Here is a 16,111-nt window from a genome sequence, read left to right on the forward strand (position 1 = left end):
GCGGGGGCGCGCCCCACAAGGAGCATACTATGCCGAAAACATTCTTAGTTGACACCACGCGGTGCACGGCATGTCGTGGCTGCCAGTTGGCCTGTAAGGAATGGCACGATCTGCCCGCCAATCACACCAAGCAGCTCGGCACGCACCAGAATCCGCCGGACCTGAACCCGAACAACCTCAAAATTGTCCGGTTTCACGAATATGTGAACGATGAAGGCAACGTGGTCTGGAACTTTTTTCCCGACCAGTGCCGCCATTGCCAGACGCCCCCCTGCATGGACGTGGCCGATATGAGCGTGCCCGGGGCCATTATTCAGGACAAGAAAACCGGCGCCGTGCTGGCCACGGACAAATCCGCCAAGCTCAGTGAAGAAGACGCCCAGGCCGTGCAGGAAGCCTGCCCCTACAACATACCGAGGCGCGACCCCAAAAGCGGCCGCCTGACCAAGTGCGATATGTGCATTGACCGTGTTTCTGCGGGTATGCAGCCTATCTGCGTCAAAACCTGCCCCACGGGGGCCATGGTTTTCGGTGAGCGTGAAGAGATACTGCCTGTGGCCCAAAAGCGTCTTGAAACAGCCAAAAAGCGCTGGCCCAAGGCCTTTCTTGCCGACATGGAAGACGTGAGCGTCATCTATCTTCTGGCTGACACCAAGGACAAGTATTACGAGTTCGCAGCGTTTATGTAGAGTGCCTCAGTCAGGTTTCAGTTTGGCATTGCCATAATTGTAAACTGAAATTATGCTGACTTACAGCAATGTAGCCATGGCCGTATTGGCGTTCGGGGCGGACAGCCGCGAATGCCAGTACGGCCGGGTGAGGCGCTTGAATACGCCCGGTGAAAGCCATTTTCCCCGGAAGCTGGCCTGCCGCCCCGGTGGTGAGGCGCAGTTTTGTATCAAGTGTGGCGCGCGGGGTTTCCTGTGCGCCGCTGTCACCTTTCGATCGGAGGTCGCGGCCTCCGGGTTTTGGAGCATCAATGGCCTTATCCCGCCAAAGCGTGGCAAAAACCCTGGAGGACGTGGCGGCGCGCCGTCCCGTTCTGGAACCCGTATTGCGGGCTTTCGAGCCCTTGCTGACCGCCCAGGCCCAACTGACTGAAGACCTGGCCGAAAGCGTTCGCGCCACAGGGCTGCGTCTGCCCGAGCTTCAACCCGAAGCCATACAAGAAGGGCTTTCGTTGCTGGCTGGCATGCCCCTGAATGGCCTTGCCGCGCCCCTGCGCAGCAGCGCCGAAAAGCTGTTGCCCCTGCTGGCCGGGCTTGAGGCCATGGCCCCGCATATGGCCGCGCTGGAAGCCCTGCTGCTTGCGCCGGTGAAAAAGGCCTCCAAGAAGAAAACCACGGCCACGGCAGCGCCCGACCCGCGTGAATCACTGGCCGAGGCCGTGCTTTCGGGCAACAGTGAGCAAGAGACGCGCCTTGCGGAGCAGTATAACCTTGATCCTTCGGTGCTGCTGTTCGCCTTTGGCTTTGTGCTTGCGCCTGTGCTGCGCGCCCTTGTGGCGCAGAGCCTGCCTGAAGAGGGGGAGGCCCCCTGGGACGCGGGCAGCCAGTGGAAGCAGGGCTACTGCCCCGTGTGCGGCAGTTTTGCCAGCATAGGCTGGCTGGACAAGCCGCTTGTGGATGAGAAAAATGCGTATCTTGCGGGCGGCGGCGGTAAAAAGCATCTGCACTGCAGCCTGTGCGGCGCTAACTGGAAGTTTATGCGTCGCGTCTGTCCTTCATGCGGCAAGGATGGGTCGGGCGTGATGGAAATGTTGCGCGAAAGCGAGGCGGCTCAGGGAGAGCGGCTGGACTGGTGCACCCAGTGCAAGAGCTATTGTCCCACTGTGGATTTGCGTGAACGGGAGGGAAACCCTGACCTTGACGCGCTGGCCCTTGGCATGATGCATCTGGATATGGTGGCGGCCCGCAAAAAGCTGCGCCCGCTCAAACCTTCGTTCTGGAATACGTTTTAGGGAAACGCTGATGTATTCCGTTTGGCATCGTTGCTTCACTTTTTTTGAAACAGACGAGGACGGAAGAGTCCACTCCTGCTTCAAAAAAAGATCGCGCCTTCCAAGCGAAATACCAGCGCGTTTTCAGGAGGCTCTTTAATCAGTGCTTCCCTAAAAAGTCCTTCCTGGCCGGAGAACGAAATTTTCTTGCGTCATATGTTCTGAAAAGACCGAAAGCATGCCGAACCGGGTAACCGGGAGGGAACGCGTCCAACGCCATGGGGCTGCGGACGAGACCCGGCGGCCGCCCGGCAAGGGCGCTCCGCATGCGCCAAGACATGAAGGTCTACTACCTCAGGAGGAGCTTGTTCATGAAAACCTTGGTCATCACTCTTTTTGCCCTGACCCTTTTGTGTGCCGGCGGAGCGCAGGCCCGCAGCGTCAAGGAGATGGCGGACACCATCAAAAAACCCATTGAGATTGAAGCTTCCGGCTCCAAGCGCATGAATGTCATGTTCCCGCATACGGCGCACAAGGGCATCTCCTGTTTTCACTGTCACCACGAAGAAGGTGGTGACGGACGCTATGTTGCCTGCACCGAATGCCATGCCACGCCCGGCGCGCGCGAGCGTGACCCCATGAGCATGTTCATGGCCTTCCATTCCAAGAACGGCGACCGCTCCTGCCTTGGCTGCCACAAGAAGCTCGCGGCTGAAAATCCCGGCAAGTTCCCGCAGTTCAAGGGCTGCCGTCCCTGCCACATGAGCCCCGCCGCGCGTGAAGCCGCAGCGGCCGAAAAAACCGCCAAACCGTAATCTTCAATACCGCTCTGCGGTAGTTGCGCCAATGTTCGGATGCCGGGCAGCGAAAGCTGTCCGGCATCTGTGCGTTGGGGCCTGCGCATTGGTTCTGCACATGGTGACGCTACCTGTGGCCGTCGTGAAAACGTCTGTGCGGCGAGGAGCGAGCGGGTATTACCATGCTCACGCCAAGATGTCAGACACGCCATGCAACAGCCGCCAGCACATATGCGTCACGGTGACACACTATAAGAATTTTAGGGGGAGGGGGCGTGGGGGAGGAGACCCTTTTGCAAAAGGGTCCCTCCCCCACAAAGCGCTTTAATGCGCCTTCAGAGATGCGCGGCGATTCGCATTCGTCGTCCCTCCCCCACAAAATATTCCAACATGCATTCTCAAGCTCACCCATTGCTGCGCAGTTTTTCCACAAGGTTTTCCACTGTTTCTGCCTGCTGCGACAGGTGGATCACGGCCTGGGCGGCCTCGGCCATGGTTTGCGCGCTTTCTCTGGCCGCCAGGCTGACATTGCTGATGGTGCAGGTTACCTCCTGACTGGCGGCGGACTGCTCTTCGCTGGCGGCGGCAATGGCGCGCACCTGTCCCGCCGTGGCATCGGCCATGCTGACGATGGCTTCAAGGGCAGAGCCGGATTTGTCGGCGCTGGCTGTGGCCAGCTTGACCTGGGCCACGGCTTCGTCCAGGGAGGTCATACTGTGGGCCGTGCTTTTTTGCATGGCGGTGATGGCGGTTCCCACATCCTGAGTGGACGTCACCGTCTTTTCCGCCAGCTTGCGCACCTCGTCGGCCACCACGGCAAAGCCGCGTCCGGCGTCCCCGGCACGGGCCGCTTCTATGGCTGCGTTGAGGGCCAGCAAGTTTGTCTGGTCCGCAATATCGGAGATGAAGCCCATGATGCGGCTGATGTCGTGGGCGCGCGCGTTGAGATCATCCATGTTGGCCTTGAGCCGCTCTGAAACCTCGTTGACCCTGTTGATGCTGTCCAGGGCCTGCCGTACGACCCGCGCGCCTTCTTCGGCGCTGGCCCGCGTTCCGGCTGATGCCTGCGCGGCCTGTCCGGCATTGTCGGCCACCTCGCGTACCGTGGCGTTCATCTGCTCCATGGCGGTGGCGGCGCTGTCCAGATTTTCCGCCGTGGCCGTGGCCCCCTGGCTGGATTGCTCGATCTGCCGCGTCAATTGGCCGGATGCGGACGTCAGGTTATGTGCGACGCCCTCAAGTTGCGCGGCCGCGTGCAGGAGGGTTTCTGTTCTGCCCTGGGCCTGCGCCCGCGCGTCCTCGGCTTCACGCAGGGCAGCCTCGGCCCGTTGCGACTGGCTCAGGGCCATCTGCGACTGGGCGTCGGCATTGCTGATGTGCTCCTGTAACGAAGCCACCATGGACAGGATGGAGGCATAAACCCCGCGACGTTTTTTGGGGCCGCCGTCGGCGTCCGTCTGGTAGTCCCCCCTGGCCACCCGCTGGGCAAGGATGTTGAGCTGGCCGGGATCTATGCCCAGCTGGCGTTTGACGGAAAAAATCAGCAGGCAGGTAACGCAAACGCTGAACAGCAGCGCCGCCCCGGTCAGGCCCTCGGCTATGTTTCGTGACTGCTCGGCAATATGGCGCGCGGCTTCGGCGGCCTGACGGCTGCGGGCCGTGTCCCGTTCCAGCACCTGTTCGTAAAACCGCGCCAGCCGCAGGAAGTTGGCCCTGCTGCGGTCAAAGAGGGCCACGGCCTCATCTGTTTCGCCTTCCTTGGCGTGATCGATAATCTGCTGACGGTTCCGGGCGTCTTCCTGCGTGGCGGCGGCAATGTGCTCCAGCAGTTCCGGCAGGCTCGCGGCCTGCTTTTCGCCGTCCTGGCTGTCATGGCCGTCCTGGCCGGACGTGCCGGCGGCGTCTGGCGGGGCGCATTCTTCGGGCACGGGTCGGGCCGCCAGTTGCGCGTAGTTTTTCTCGTGTTCGGCCAGGGCGCGCAGGGCGCGATTGATGCGTGAGGTGTATTCGGTGATGCTCACCTTGTCTGTGCGGGTGCTTACGGCGGCCAGATCCGAGCGTATGGAATAGAGCAGGGCATTCATGGATTGAACCGCCACCACCGAAGGAATGACCGTTTCGGTGATGTGATCGACGGTGGCGGTGATTTTTTGGCTGTTGCGCATATAGACCGCAAAAAGGAGCAGCATAAATAGAATGATGCTGCAAAACGAAAGAACCAGTTTCGCGCTCAGCTTCATTGGCATCTTCAGTCCTTATGGTGGTTAACGCCCCTATCCGTCCATGACCCATCAATGGCGGCATTCTCCCGCCATCGGGCCTGCGTACGGTAGCGGCTGTTATTCCGTGCTGGTTTCGGCTGCGGGGGCATCTTCGCAGTCGTCAAACATGTAGTTGTTGCCCGGCATCTGCTTGCAGCGTTTTTTCAGGCTGGCCGCGGCCCGTGCCAGGTCAAAGCTGCTCTGAAAGCTGGTGGCGCTAACGCCCACAATGGTCAGGGACATGAGGGGAAAGCGCTCTTCCTGCTGGTTGCGGTTTTTGCCCTCAATGTAGCCGTTCTGGAAATCTTCGGCGTTATAGTAGGCGGACACGCCCTGGGCAAAGGCGCTGATGATGTCCTGGCAGACCTTTTCAGCTTTGAAGCGGTCAGTGACGGCTATGAAGTCGTCGCCGCCGATGTGCCCCACAAAGTCCCCCTTTGGCGTGCTTTCGGAGATAATGGACGCAAGGCGCTTGAGGACGCGGTCGCCGTTTTTGAAGCCGTATTTGTCGTTGTACGCCTTGAAGTTGTCGATATCGAAGTAGAGGACGCTCTTGTCCAGGCAGAGCCGCACGAGGCGTTCCAGCTCGATATCTATGAGGGCGTTGCCCGGCAGTTCGGAGAGGGGGTTGAGCTGGCGCGCGTTGGCCACCTCAAGCTCGATGCTTTTTTCAAGCAGTTCGCGCACGGTGACGATGCCCACGTATTTGTTGTCGCGGGTGACGGTGACAAAGTCATATATCTGGTTGTTCTCGCGGCGCATGGCATGGCGGGAGACGACGTCAATGGTGGTCTGGTGATCGACGCTCAAAAATCCCCTGTCCATGACAGAGGCGACGGTTTTTCCGGCAAAGAGCGAAAAGCCGAAGCGTCCGCTCAACTGGCGGTGCAGGCGGTGGCGCATGATGGTGCCCACAGGCTTGCCCTCATCCACCACGCACAGGCCTTGCAGATTGTCGTCATGCTCAAAGCGCTCGGCGGCCTCGATTACCGGCAGGGATGGGGGAATGGTGAAGCCGGGCCGGATGATGTGCCGCACGTGGAACTTGTGCACGCGCGCGCCGAAAAAGCGGTTCTTTATCTTGTTTTCGCGGTGGATGAAGCGCACCACATGTTCCATAATGGGCTGCGGATGCAGTGCGGGACGCTGGATGAAGTAGCCCTGACCATAGGGCACGTCGAAGCTGATCAGGGTCGCCATCTCTTCTTCGGTTTCAATGCCCTCGGCAATGATGCGCGTATTGGTCAGGGAGGCGAATTCCTGCATGCTCTTGATAAGCGCCTGACGGGTGAGGTCTTTGTCCACCCCGCGGATGAGGCGCATGTCCAGCTTGATGAAGTGCGGCTGCACGTCTGAAATGAGGTTGAGGCCGGAATATCCGGCCCCTGCGTCGTCAATGCTTATCTGATAGTTCTGGGCCTTGTAGTGCTCGATGATTTTTTTAAAGCCGCGCAGGTTGTCCACGGATTCGCGTTCCGTGATTTCAAAAACCATGTCTTCGGCGCTGAGGGCAAAGCGGGTGAGGTATTCCTTGGTGAATCCCACGCCGAAATGCGGGTCCTGTATAATGTTGGGGTTGACGTTGAGGAACAGGCGTATGCCCGTGGCGATCTGCCGTGCAGCCCTGAGGGCGCTGTAGCGGAACAAATGTTCCAGCTCAAGCATGCGTCCGTGGCGCAGGGCCGCGTTAATGAGGGCTTCGGGGCCTTCAAGGGGACTGCCCGCAGGGCCGCGCCCCAGCGCTTCAAAGCCAAAAATGGAGCCGTCCCGCAGGGAGATTATGGGTTGCAGCACACTGTGGATGCTTTTGTTGTGCAGGATATCCCACAGGGCCTGTCGTTCCTCCGCTGCCAGCGCGGTTGCGCGAGCGGCGGCGCGTGCGGCGGCCCGCATGGCGGCAAGAGGTTTTTCCAGAGGGCGCGGGCCCGGGCACAGGACCAGCGGTTCATTGCCGGAAGCAGGTGGGTTTGGCACTAACGGCGTTGGCATATAGGCAGTCTCCGGTAGGATAATGGATTGCCCAAAGAAGTAGCGCTCAAGTATGACAATTGGGTGACGGTATGACAGGTTTTTGCGCATAGTGGCGGTGAGGGCGTGTTGCGGGGTGCTATTCGTAATTATTTACAATATAAATGATTGTTGTACTGAGCGCAGCGTGCCGCGCTGGCAATTGTTACGTTCTGGCGCGGCGGGCAATGGGCGCGCGCAGTAATGACACAAAGCGCGGACTGCCACTGCGAGATACCATTGCGCGATTTCAGAAGAATTTTGTTTTATGAACAACGCAGTGGCGTTTCTGGGACAACACGCCCCAGCGGCGCACGCAGGGTTTGCCCCGAACGTTGCCGATCTGCCGCGCATGCAGGGCAGGCACGGCACACAGAAGAGGGTCGGTGGGCAAGGCAGGCATGCAGGGCGGCATGACGCACAGAAGAGGGCAGGCGGGCAGGGCAGGCGAGCAGGGCAGGCGTGCAAGCCCGCCACGGATGCGGACAAAGACAGCGCCGCCGCTAATTTGCGCTGCTAATTTGCGCCGATTATATGCGCTGGCAAGCGCTGAAGCGGGCGCGTCTTACCCTTTGAGAATGCATATTATCAAAGGCAATTGGAGCCAAAAGCGTGTGGGGCGCGGGGTGCCGGACGTCGCAATAAAAGTGCGCCCCTGAAAGACTTCGGGGGCGCACATGGTTGTCGCGTATTGAAGGGCACGCTGCCCAGCCAGAGGCATTGGGGGCCGGGCCCGTATTGTTGAAAGGATGCTATTGAAAGAATGCCTTGAAAAAATGCTCCTTGCGGGCACAAGCCCCCTTCCGGCTTGCCGGGGCATCCTTATTTCCGCTGTTTCGCTCTTGCCTTTCTGCGTTCGTCTTCTTCAAGCTGGGCACGCCGCTTGTCGAAGGGCACTCAGCCACAATTCATGCGGTCTATGGGCAGCCAGCCTTTTTTGAGGGCAAGCAGGTAAAAAACCGCAATGCCGCCAAAGACCAGCAATAAAATCAGTATGTCTGCCATCGTGTCTCCTGCTGGATCAAATCACCTTTGAAATGCTTTGCATTTCAATTTGTCATTCTGCTCAAAATCGCATTTTCAACTGAATCCACGCCACGTTGTGGCGCGCTGTACTCTCGCGCAACAACAGAACATGCGCCCTTTTCAGGGCAAAACGCTCTACCGCGCCGGAATGCACATTCTCGACATCGTCCTACTGTAAAATAGTGCAGAACAGTGGAAAGTACAGTGATTCAGGTTTGCGCGTGCAGGGGCGTTATCCATACCCCAGAACTATGGTTGAGGCAATGCAGGGTTGCGGCGCGTCGCAGGGATGAAGCCTTGGCAAATCCTGCCAGCCGGAGAGCCCTTGCGCCGGAGAGCCCTTGCGCCGGCGGGTCACAGGGCAGGTCGGTGGAAGGATGATGGCAAACAGCCAGCAGTATTCCGGGTTGTCGGGGGCAGGAGCCGCACGGCGAGGTACAGGCAGAAAGGTCTCAGCCCAGGGAGGATACTATGCCGCCCCGGTTGCGCAATAAAGGATCCGTTTCATCGGGCAGCGCGTTTTTTGCCGCGCGGGCAAGTATTTCGGCCTGCTCAATCATAAAGTTTTTTTCACTTGTATAGGACGTTGCCAGCGACGTGTAATTTGCATTGAGGCTGTCGGCGATATTGCCGTAGCCTGTCAGAGAATTCGTGAGCGCCGTCAAATCCGCAGGCGAGATGGTGCTCAAATCCACCGAGGTCAATCCCTTCAGTCCTGACAGACTATACAGGGAAAATGTTGAGGTTCCATAGCCCAGCTGGATCGGCACTGTGGCCATGGCGCCGTCGGCGCTGACGGTCAGGCGTTTGTCCGTGCCCCAGGCGTCGCTGTCCAAAAGGGATATGCCGTTGTATTGCGCGCCGGATACCGTGGCGGCAAGTGTTGTGGCCAGGGCTTTAAACGCGGGGCTTGCCGTGGCGCTCTGGCTGGGGTCTGCCTGCACTTTTTGCGCAAGGGCAAGCATTTCGCTCAATGTGGCGCTCAGGGAGGCGGCGGCGTTTGCGATGCTGCCCGACATGGAGGCAGCCTCGGAAGCATTATTTGCGCCTTGCCGGAGCATGGCGGCGTTGCTCCTGATTTTTCCTGTGAGCGCCTCGGCCATGATCTGCCTGCCCGACTTGCCGCGCGGCGCGGTTGTATGCTGGGGCATGTTGTTGAGCAAAAGCTCCAGGCTGCCGCTTTTCAGGAATGAATACGCCATGATCTGATCAAAAAAATCCATGCTACGCCCCTACTGCTTTTATGGGTCAAACGTCAGGCACTTACCCTGAGTATCGGCAATTTCCCATAAAATGTTAGCCATGCACGACAAAGGCGCATCTGGCGCGGGCGTGGACAAAGGCCGTTCATGCTCTTGCCGCTCTTCTTTCTGTTTCGCGCCTCCGCTTCATGCCGAAACGGAGGCGCGTGACGTGCTACTTGCTTTCGTCAGCCATCACAGGAATCCATATCTGCTTCATAAGCTCTTCGGTATCCTTGTCTTTTTTGATAAGTCCGAACGTCTTGTAGTCGTCTATGGTGCTGCGCAGCGTGGCTGCGGTAAGATCGTCGCTGATCATGAAGTTGTAGGTCTTGAAGATTTCCAGCACCAGCTTGGGGTCGCCGGAAGCCCACTTGTTTTCCTGAAGGATCTTCACCGCTTCTTCGGGGTTTTCCGTCATCCATTTGCTGGCGGCTTCATGAGCGCGCGTGAGTTTTTTCACGGTAATGGGATTGGCTTCGTAAAAGTCAGCCCCCACGGCATGGATGCAGCAGGCTTCTTTTTTGAAATCGTCGTCAAAGGTCAGGGAGCGCACAATGCGCAGCGTGCCGTCGTCCAGAAACTTTTTGGCGAACTGGTCGCCGAGGACGGCCCCCTGGAGTTCACCATTCTGCATGGCCAGAACGGCCACGCCAGCTTCCACGGGCTTGAACTTGACTGTGCGCGGGTCAATTTTGTCATGGTTGAAGAAGCGCATGGCGATATTGTGGTCAGAACCGCCTATGCCGTCGGGGATGGCCACCGTCTTGCCCACCAGATCCTTGGTGGACTTGATGTCGGATTTACCCAGCACATAGAGGGACTTGCAGCCGGTGTGGATGCCGGTGGTGAACTTGACCCGCACGCCGTTGACCGTGGGCACCAGCATGGTGGCGATATGGTCGCCGGAAACGTCCACCTTGCCTGTGCCGAGGGCGTTGGTCTGACCGCTGCTGTCGCCAGCCATGCGCACCACTTCCGTTTTCAACCCTTCGGCGGCATAGAAGCCCTTGAGCTGGGCAATGCCAAAGGTTCCCAGGCACAAGCCGCCATTATAGCCGATCTTCAAGGTTTTGCCGTAGGCGGGCTCCTTTTTCCACGCCGCGTCTTCAGCGGCTTTGGCGGCGGCCTCGTCAGCGTTCTTGTCGCCAGCCACGGCCGCTGCGCCAAGAGCAAGGCTGACAGCCATGCACAGAATCAACAGTTTTGCCTTCATTGCGTTCTCCAGAGGTTAAAGATGTTCTTTGCAGCTCAAAGCGTGCGTCTCACGCTTCGGCCCAGCCAAAATCGAGCATTTCCATAACGTGCGAGCGGTATTCCAGAAATTTTTTGCTGGTACGGTTGCGGGGATAGGGCATGTCTATGCTGATGTCCTCGCGGATGCGTCCGGGGCGGGGGGCCATGACCAGCACCCGCATGCCCATATAGATGGCCTCGTCAATGTCGTGCGTAACCATGAGCATCATGCGTTTGCGCTGTGCCCACATGTTCAGCAGTTCGTCCTGCATGTGCATTCGGGTAAAGGCGTCCAGCGCGCCCAGGGGTTCGTCCAGCAAAAACACTTCGGGATCGTTGATCATGGTGCGTATGAGCGCCACGCGCTGCGCCATGCCGCCGGAAAGCTGGTGCGGATAGGACTGACGGAACTCCTCCAGCCCCACCGTGCGTATGAGCGCGTCCACGTCCTCCGAGCGTCCCTGAAACTTGTGCTGCATGCGCAGGCTGAAGGACACATTGTCCGCCACCGAAAGCCAGGGAAACAGGGTGGGCTTCTGAAACACCATGCCCCTGTTGGGATCAGTCCCCTGAATGCCCGCGCCGCCCAGGGTTATGGAGCCGGTGGTGGGCGCAATGAGCCCGGCGATGAGCCGCAGGATGGTGGACTTGCCGCAGCCGCTGGGCCCCACGATGCTGACGAATTCGCCGGGGCTGAAGGTGATGTTGATGTCCTCAAGGGCGTTGGTCACTTCCGCCGTGTCCGCGCGGACGAAACTCTTGGATACATGCTGTAAGCGTAAATAGTTGTTTGTGCTCATGACTTACTCCTGCACCATGCCCACCTGCCAGCGCAGGACGCGTTTTTTGATAAGGGCCAGGGCCAGATTGACCAGAACGAAAATGATGCAGATCAGCACAATGGCCGCGTACAGCTTGCCGTAGAAGGCCCAGCTTTTTTGCCAGGTGATGTACCAGCCGAGGCCGGATTCCACGCCGATCATTTCCGCAACAAGCAGGGCCGTGCAGGCCGAACTCATGCCCTGCGTGAGTCCCTGAAAGATACTGGGCAGGGCAAAGGGCAAGGCCACACGGAATACCAGCTGGCGACCTCTGGCCCCCAGCGTGCGCGCGGCCTCAAAATAGGATTTGTCGATATTTGTGATGCCCGTGAGCGTGGCGATGGTCACCGAATACCAGACCCCCAGCGCGATGATGAACACGCTGCCCTTGAACAGCGACGCTGCCAGCACCATGACCACCGGAAGCCACGTGGCCGAGGGAATGGCTCCCAGCAATTTTATGAAGGGGGCAATCCAGTAATTGATGCGGCGGTTGTAGCCACAGGCAATGCCTGTGGCCAGTCCCAGCCCCGCGCCGGTGAAATAGCCCGTGCCGAGCAGGATGAGCGAGTTCAGCGAACACTCCAGCAAATACTGCCAGTCTTCCAGCATGGCGCACAGCACCTGATCCACCCATGGGAAAAAGGGCAGCATGAGCGAGCCTGTCTTGAGGGTGAGGTAGTCGTACCCGGCAAGCAGGATGAACACGAAACTGTAAAACGGCGCTTTATAGCGCAGAGCGTCAAAAACGCTCCGCCGGAAAAGGGCCGCGATAAAGGCCGCGCCCAGAGCCGTCATGAGCAGGCCGATGAAAACAACGTATGTCCCGGTGGACGTATTGCCTTTCAGGTTGGGGATATACAGATATTCGGCAAGGGCCAGCGCGCCCATGAGCAATGGACTGGCGCAGATGACGTAATCCAGAACCACTTGCCGGGGCGTGCGCGGGGCGCGCTCAAGTTCCAGCAGTTGTTCTCTGGTGAGCGGCATGGGCGCCTGGGCGCTTTCCTTTGGCGTGGAGATGCTCATTGAAAACTTCCTTAACAGTATTTTTCAGACATGTGGCGCGGGGTGGCCTCCCACGTCGTGCCCTGACCCCTGTGGCGCAGAGAGCGGGCAAAAGCAGTGCCAGATCGGCCGCCTGATGCCATTTCGCGACAAAAAGCGGCGGCAGCCGCCGGAAAACCGGCATATTGCGCAGTGGGGCATGTTTCGCATGCGCTGCTGGCGTGCCCCTCTTCTTGCCGCCACGACAAGCACGAAAAAACTCCCGATGCCGAAAGGCAAAGGGAGCGATGTGATACGGGTGCGCTGTATAAAAAGTGAAAGTACAGAGTCCTTCACGCCCATATGGGGCTTGAAGGGCTACTGTCGGGTATCTGTCAGCCGATGCGCGGGAAGGTCTCCAGCCTGGAGACCGTGGGGCAGTCATGCTCCCCCTCCCGCCAACAGATAGGGGACATGTTGGACGGACTGGTATGCAAACATGGAATTTCCGCTGTTAGTTTTCGCAGGGAATACATGGCAATGCACAATTATGGCTGCAAGTAATGGTATAACATTGCCACATGCCAACGTAATTGTCCACTGCCCGCCACATTGCATACGGGAGTACTTTGTTTTTACGGGAAAAACACGCCCGGCTGGCGCGCTTTAGTATGCAGATTGGATTTGAGCACGCTTCACTTGAGAAATTTTTCGGATTATTCGTGGGGTGCGACATAAAGGACATGGGGGCGTAATAGTGTAATGCCCCCTCATGGATCAAGCGGTCATTAAGGGAGAATTCTCCCGGTTGTTACCAGGCTGCTGCACGCATTGTGGGGGGCCAGTCAAGCGGCGAGTGCAGGTCCGTGGTGGTAATGAGTTCTATCCAGTCAGAAAGCGTGTGGGCCAGGGGCTCAAGGCTTACGGCCATTCGCGTAGCCAAAAGAGTTCTTCCTTCATGTCGTTTTTATGCCGGAGAGCAGCCCGCACGCGGCGTAGCCCCAAAACGGCTGCTCCATTTTAGAGCAATTTAACTTTTACATTGCGCTGACGGCTGCGTGAGCAGACGTTCGTTACGGAGGCGTAAGCGCAGTTTGTCTGCGCGGTTAACGCCAGAGTGAGCGTGCCTTAAACTTTGAGAATGTATATTTTCAAAGTTTATCTGCTCTAGAGCAATTTCAGAGTAAAACTGTCCTATTATGAAATCATTTTCTTGCTAATGTTGACCCTGATTACTGCCAATAGTCATTTGCCATGCAGCGGAGGTCTGCCACATAAAAATGCGGCTCAAATTTGAAACAGTCTTAAAAATGAAAAGACTTTTAAATAAAAAGATATGTTATTTAAGCGTGTTAACTATGGAATGGTTTTTGTACTTCGTGGGTAACCCTATTCACCTTTTATCAGAGGGAGAACCCATGAAAAAAACAACTCTGCTCAAGAAACTGCTCAAGGACAAAGAAATCTTGCTCGCTCCGGGCGCATACGATGTGCTCAGCGGAAAAATTATTGAAAAGTCCGGATTTAAGGCCGTGTACATGACAGGATACGGAACTTCGGCCAGCGTATTGGGGCAACCCGATGTGGGGTTGCTGACCATGAGCGAAATGGTGGAACGCGCCCGCAACCTGGCTGAAGCTGTGGACGTTCCAGTGTTGGCCGACGGCGATACCGGCTATGGCAATCCACTTAATGTCATCCGTACTGTGCGGGAATATGAGAAGGCTGGCGTCTGCGCCATTCAGCTTGAAGATCAGGTGTTCCCCAAGCGTTGCGGGCATATGCTCGGCCGCAAGGTTATTCCCAAGGACGAGATGGTGCAGAAAATCAAGGCGGCCGTTGATACTCGCCGGGATGATGACTTTGTAATAATTGCCCGTACAGACGCTCGCACCGATCACGGGCTTGAAGAAGCGCTGGAACGCGGCAAGGCTTACGAGGAGGCCGGAGCGGATCTGCTGTTCATTGAATCACCTGAAAGTATTGAAGAAATGCGTCTCATCAATAAGGCTTTTCCAAATACGCCCACGCTCGCAAACATGCTGGAAGGTGGACGCACCCCCATTCCTCCCGCCCACGAACTGGAGGCGATGGGGTTCGGCATCGCCATTTACTGCACTGGCCCGCTTTATGCGGCGGCCCTGGCCGTGCGGCAGTATATGGATCATCTCAAGAGCCAAAAGACCACATCCGATTTCATGGATCATCTGATTGCGTTCCCCGAGTTCAACTCATTCATCGGACTTGATGAATACAACGCTCGCGGCAAGAAATACGACGTTAAATAACGCCTGTAGCCAGAGGCTTCCGGGCGTTTGCGGGTCTGGAAGCCTCTGGCGCAGTTGGAGGATCTTCATATGAAAATTGAAGTAAAGCCGGGCATGAGCAGATATCGTTGGGTAGTCATGACGCTGATATTCGTCGTTTACACGGTGGCCCATGCGGACCGTGCCAACATTGGCTTTGCCCTGCCCTATATTCAGGAAGAATTCCATATCAATAACACAATGGCCGGGCTCCTGGTGAGCCTGTTTTTTGGCGGCTATGCTGTTGCTCAGATTCCAGCGGGCTATCTTACCGGAAAGATCGGCGTTCGCAGGGCCTATACTATGGGCATGCTTTTTACCTCGCTCTGCACCGGCCTGATGGGGGTAGTGGATTCCATAATCCACCTGAAAATCCTGCGTACGCTGGTGGGCGTGAGCGAAGCGCCCGTCGTCATCGGCTCCACGGTAACCATCAACAACTGGTTTCCCGCCAAGGAAAAGGGAACGGCCACAGGCCTGTTTTTGGCGGCTTCCAAGTGCGGGCCGCTTGTGGTGCCCCCCATTTGTGCCTGGATCATCCTGAATTACGATTGGCGGCACATTTTTTTGTTTTTTGCCCTTCCGGGAGCCGTACTGGCCATCCTCTGGTACATCATGGTTCCCAACCATCCGGAGCAGAGCAGCCATGTGCGGCAGGGGGAGCTGGACTACATCAACGAAACCTCCACGGCTGCTTCGGAGAAGAAGCAAGCCAGACGGCCTTTCCGCTATTGCTGGGCGGACAAGCTGCTACGCACAAAAAAAGTGGAGGAACTGCACTCATCCAAAGAGGTTTTTCGTTGCTGGGATATTTATGGAGCGGCTTTCGGGTATTTCTTTAATGTGGGCACGGTGGGCGTGCTTATGTCGTGGCTGCCCAAATATCTTTTGCAGGAACGCCACATGGCCATCATGAGCTCGGCCATTGTGGCCATGGCGCCGTTTGCCGGGACGGTGGCCGGAAATGTCATCGGCGGCTGGATTTCAGACAGATTTTTTGCGGAACGGCGCAAGCCCTTCATGATCATAAGCGCAGTGTGCACCATCATCACCATGTCTTTGCTGGTGCATGCGCCTGAAGACTTGACGCTGCTGTCTGCGCTGTTCTTTATCATGGGCCTGCTTCTTGCGCTGGGCTATTCATGCTATTCGGTCTATGCCATGGGTCGGGCGGACAAAGCCACCTACCCCATCGCCTACAGTGTCATCAACATGGGCGGACAGCTTGGCGGCATGGTCATGCCGCTTGTGGTAGGCATTATTCTGGATTTCGGAAGCTGGAATGCGGTGTTCGCCTCGCTGGCTGGCGGCGCGCTTCTCTGCCTGCTTTTTGTGCTCACCATCGTGGAGCCTCTGCCAAGAGGGGCCTCAATGGAATAGGGCCGCCTGACAAAAAAGCCCTTTGTACGGGGCCGCCCCGGCTACCAGGCCGGTTTGGGCGGCTCCGGACAGAACTGGCTGTCGTGTTTACTTTTTCTTGACGTTATTGA

At 57.6% G+C, this 16,111-nt stretch carries 12 protein-coding genes; 5 read left to right on the forward strand and 7 right to left on the reverse strand.

Translation table 11 applies throughout. The features are described from left to right. Window positions 1-29 precede the first annotated feature (29 nt). The 3 genes from DESU86_RS09795 to DESU86_RS09805 all read left to right on the forward strand — a co-directional run bounded on the left by DESU86_RS09795 (window position 30) and on the right by DESU86_RS09805 (window position 2,754). Window positions 30-689: a 4Fe-4S dicluster domain-containing protein gene (locus DESU86_RS09795; protein ID WP_179980878.1), complete on the forward strand. Its 660-nt coding sequence runs from the start codon at window positions 30-32 to the stop codon at window positions 687-689. 290 nt (window positions 690-979) lie between these two features. Then, window positions 980-1,960 carry a formate dehydrogenase accessory protein FdhE gene (locus DESU86_RS09800; RefSeq protein ID WP_179980879.1) on the forward strand — a complete coding sequence of 327 codons (981 nt, stop codon included), beginning with the start codon at window positions 980-982 and terminating at the stop codon, window positions 1,958-1,960. A gap of 350 nt (window positions 1,961-2,310) precedes the next feature. Continuing rightward, on the forward strand, window positions 2,311-2,754 hold the full coding sequence (locus tag DESU86_RS09805; RefSeq protein WP_179980880.1) for a cytochrome c3 family protein: 444 nt from the start codon (window positions 2,311-2,313) through the stop codon (window positions 2,752-2,754). A 386-nt stretch (window positions 2,755-3,140) separates the two neighbouring features. On the opposite strand, the gene DESU86_RS09810 is transcribed toward DESU86_RS09805, so the two are convergent. From DESU86_RS09810 to DESU86_RS14630, 7 genes are all read right to left on the reverse strand, one after another. Continuing rightward, entirely contained in the window at window positions 3,141-4,982 is a 1,842-nt protein-coding gene (locus DESU86_RS09810) for a HAMP domain-containing methyl-accepting chemotaxis protein (RefSeq protein WP_179980881.1), read from the reverse strand. A gap of 93 nt (window positions 4,983-5,075) precedes the next feature. Beyond that, window positions 5,076-6,986: a GGDEF domain-containing protein gene (locus tag DESU86_RS09815; protein ID WP_179980882.1), complete on the reverse strand. Its 1,911-nt coding sequence runs from the start codon at window positions 6,984-6,986 to the stop codon at window positions 5,076-5,078. A 1,496-nt stretch (window positions 6,987-8,482) separates the two neighbouring features. After that, the gene (locus DESU86_RS09820; protein ID WP_179980883.1) at window positions 8,483-9,253 is read right to left on the reverse strand and encodes a hypothetical protein; all 771 of its coding nucleotides are present in this window, start codon (window positions 9,251-9,253) and stop codon (window positions 8,483-8,485) included. Between the two features lie 193 nt (window positions 9,254-9,446). Then, entirely contained in the window at window positions 9,447-10,487 is a 1,041-nt protein-coding gene (locus tag DESU86_RS09825) for an ABC transporter substrate-binding protein (protein ID WP_179980884.1), read from the reverse strand. Window positions 10,488-10,536: 49 nt separating this feature from the next. Then, entirely contained in the window at window positions 10,537-11,307 is a 771-nt protein-coding gene (locus DESU86_RS09830) for an ABC transporter ATP-binding protein (RefSeq protein WP_179980885.1), read from the reverse strand. 3 nt (window positions 11,308-11,310) lie between these two features. Continuing rightward, complete coding sequence (locus DESU86_RS09835; protein WP_197957556.1) at window positions 11,311-12,357, reverse strand: ABC transporter permease; 1,047 nt, start codon at window positions 12,355-12,357, stop codon at window positions 11,311-11,313. A 769-nt stretch (window positions 12,358-13,126) separates the two neighbouring features. Then, a complete protein-coding gene (locus DESU86_RS14630; protein WP_269474312.1) occupies window positions 13,127-13,258 on the reverse strand; it encodes a hypothetical protein in 132 nt (43 codons plus the stop codon). A 475-nt stretch (window positions 13,259-13,733) separates the two neighbouring features. Here DESU86_RS14630 and DESU86_RS09840 point away from each other — a divergent pair, with 475 nt between their 5' ends. Together DESU86_RS09840 and DESU86_RS09845 are read left to right on the forward strand one after the other, a co-directional pair. Next, window positions 13,734-14,603, forward strand: a complete 870-nt coding sequence (locus tag DESU86_RS09840) for an isocitrate lyase/PEP mutase family protein (protein WP_179980886.1) — start codon at window positions 13,734-13,736, stop codon at window positions 14,601-14,603. A 69-nt stretch (window positions 14,604-14,672) separates the two neighbouring features. Continuing rightward, window positions 14,673-16,001: an MFS transporter gene (locus DESU86_RS09845; RefSeq protein ID WP_197957557.1), complete on the forward strand. Its 1,329-nt coding sequence runs from the start codon at window positions 14,673-14,675 to the stop codon at window positions 15,999-16,001. Window positions 16,002-16,111 lie beyond the last annotated feature (110 nt).

The sequence above is a fragment of the Desulfovibrio sp. 86 genome, assembly GCF_902702915.1.
Lineage (GTDB): Bacteria > Desulfobacterota > Desulfovibrionia > Desulfovibrionales > Desulfovibrionaceae > Desulfovibrio.

Coding starts and splice junctions, on each gene's coding strand:
- DESU86_RS09795 (WP_179980878.1), top strand. CDS start 30: ATGCCGAAAACATTCTTAGTTGACACCACGCGGTGCACGGCATGTCGT.
- DESU86_RS09800 (WP_179980879.1), top strand. CDS start 980: ATGGCCTTATCCCGCCAAAGCGTGGCAAAAACCCTGGAGGACGTGGCG.
- DESU86_RS09805 (WP_179980880.1), top strand. CDS start 2,311: ATGAAAACCTTGGTCATCACTCTTTTTGCCCTGACCCTTTTGTGTGCC.
- DESU86_RS09810 (WP_179980881.1), bottom strand. CDS start 4,982: ATGCCAATGAAGCTGAGCGCGAAACTGGTTCTTTCGTTTTGCAGCATC.
- DESU86_RS09815 (WP_179980882.1), bottom strand. CDS start 6,986: ATGCCAACGCCGTTAGTGCCAAACCCACCTGCTTCCGGCAATGAACCG.
- DESU86_RS09820 (WP_179980883.1), bottom strand. CDS start 9,253: ATGGATTTTTTTGATCAGATCATGGCGTATTCATTCCTGAAAAGCGGC.
- DESU86_RS09825 (WP_179980884.1), bottom strand. CDS start 10,487: ATGAAGGCAAAACTGTTGATTCTGTGCATGGCTGTCAGCCTTGCTCTT.
- DESU86_RS09830 (WP_179980885.1), bottom strand. CDS start 11,307: ATGAGCACAAACAACTATTTACGCTTACAGCATGTATCCAAGAGTTTC.
- DESU86_RS09835 (WP_197957556.1), bottom strand. CDS start 12,357: ATGAGCATCTCCACGCCAAAGGAAAGCGCCCAGGCGCCCATGCCGCTC.
- DESU86_RS09840 (WP_179980886.1), top strand. CDS start 13,734: ATGAAAAAAACAACTCTGCTCAAGAAACTGCTCAAGGACAAAGAAATC.
- DESU86_RS09845 (WP_197957557.1), top strand. CDS start 14,673: ATGAAAATTGAAGTAAAGCCGGGCATGAGCAGATATCGTTGGGTAGTC.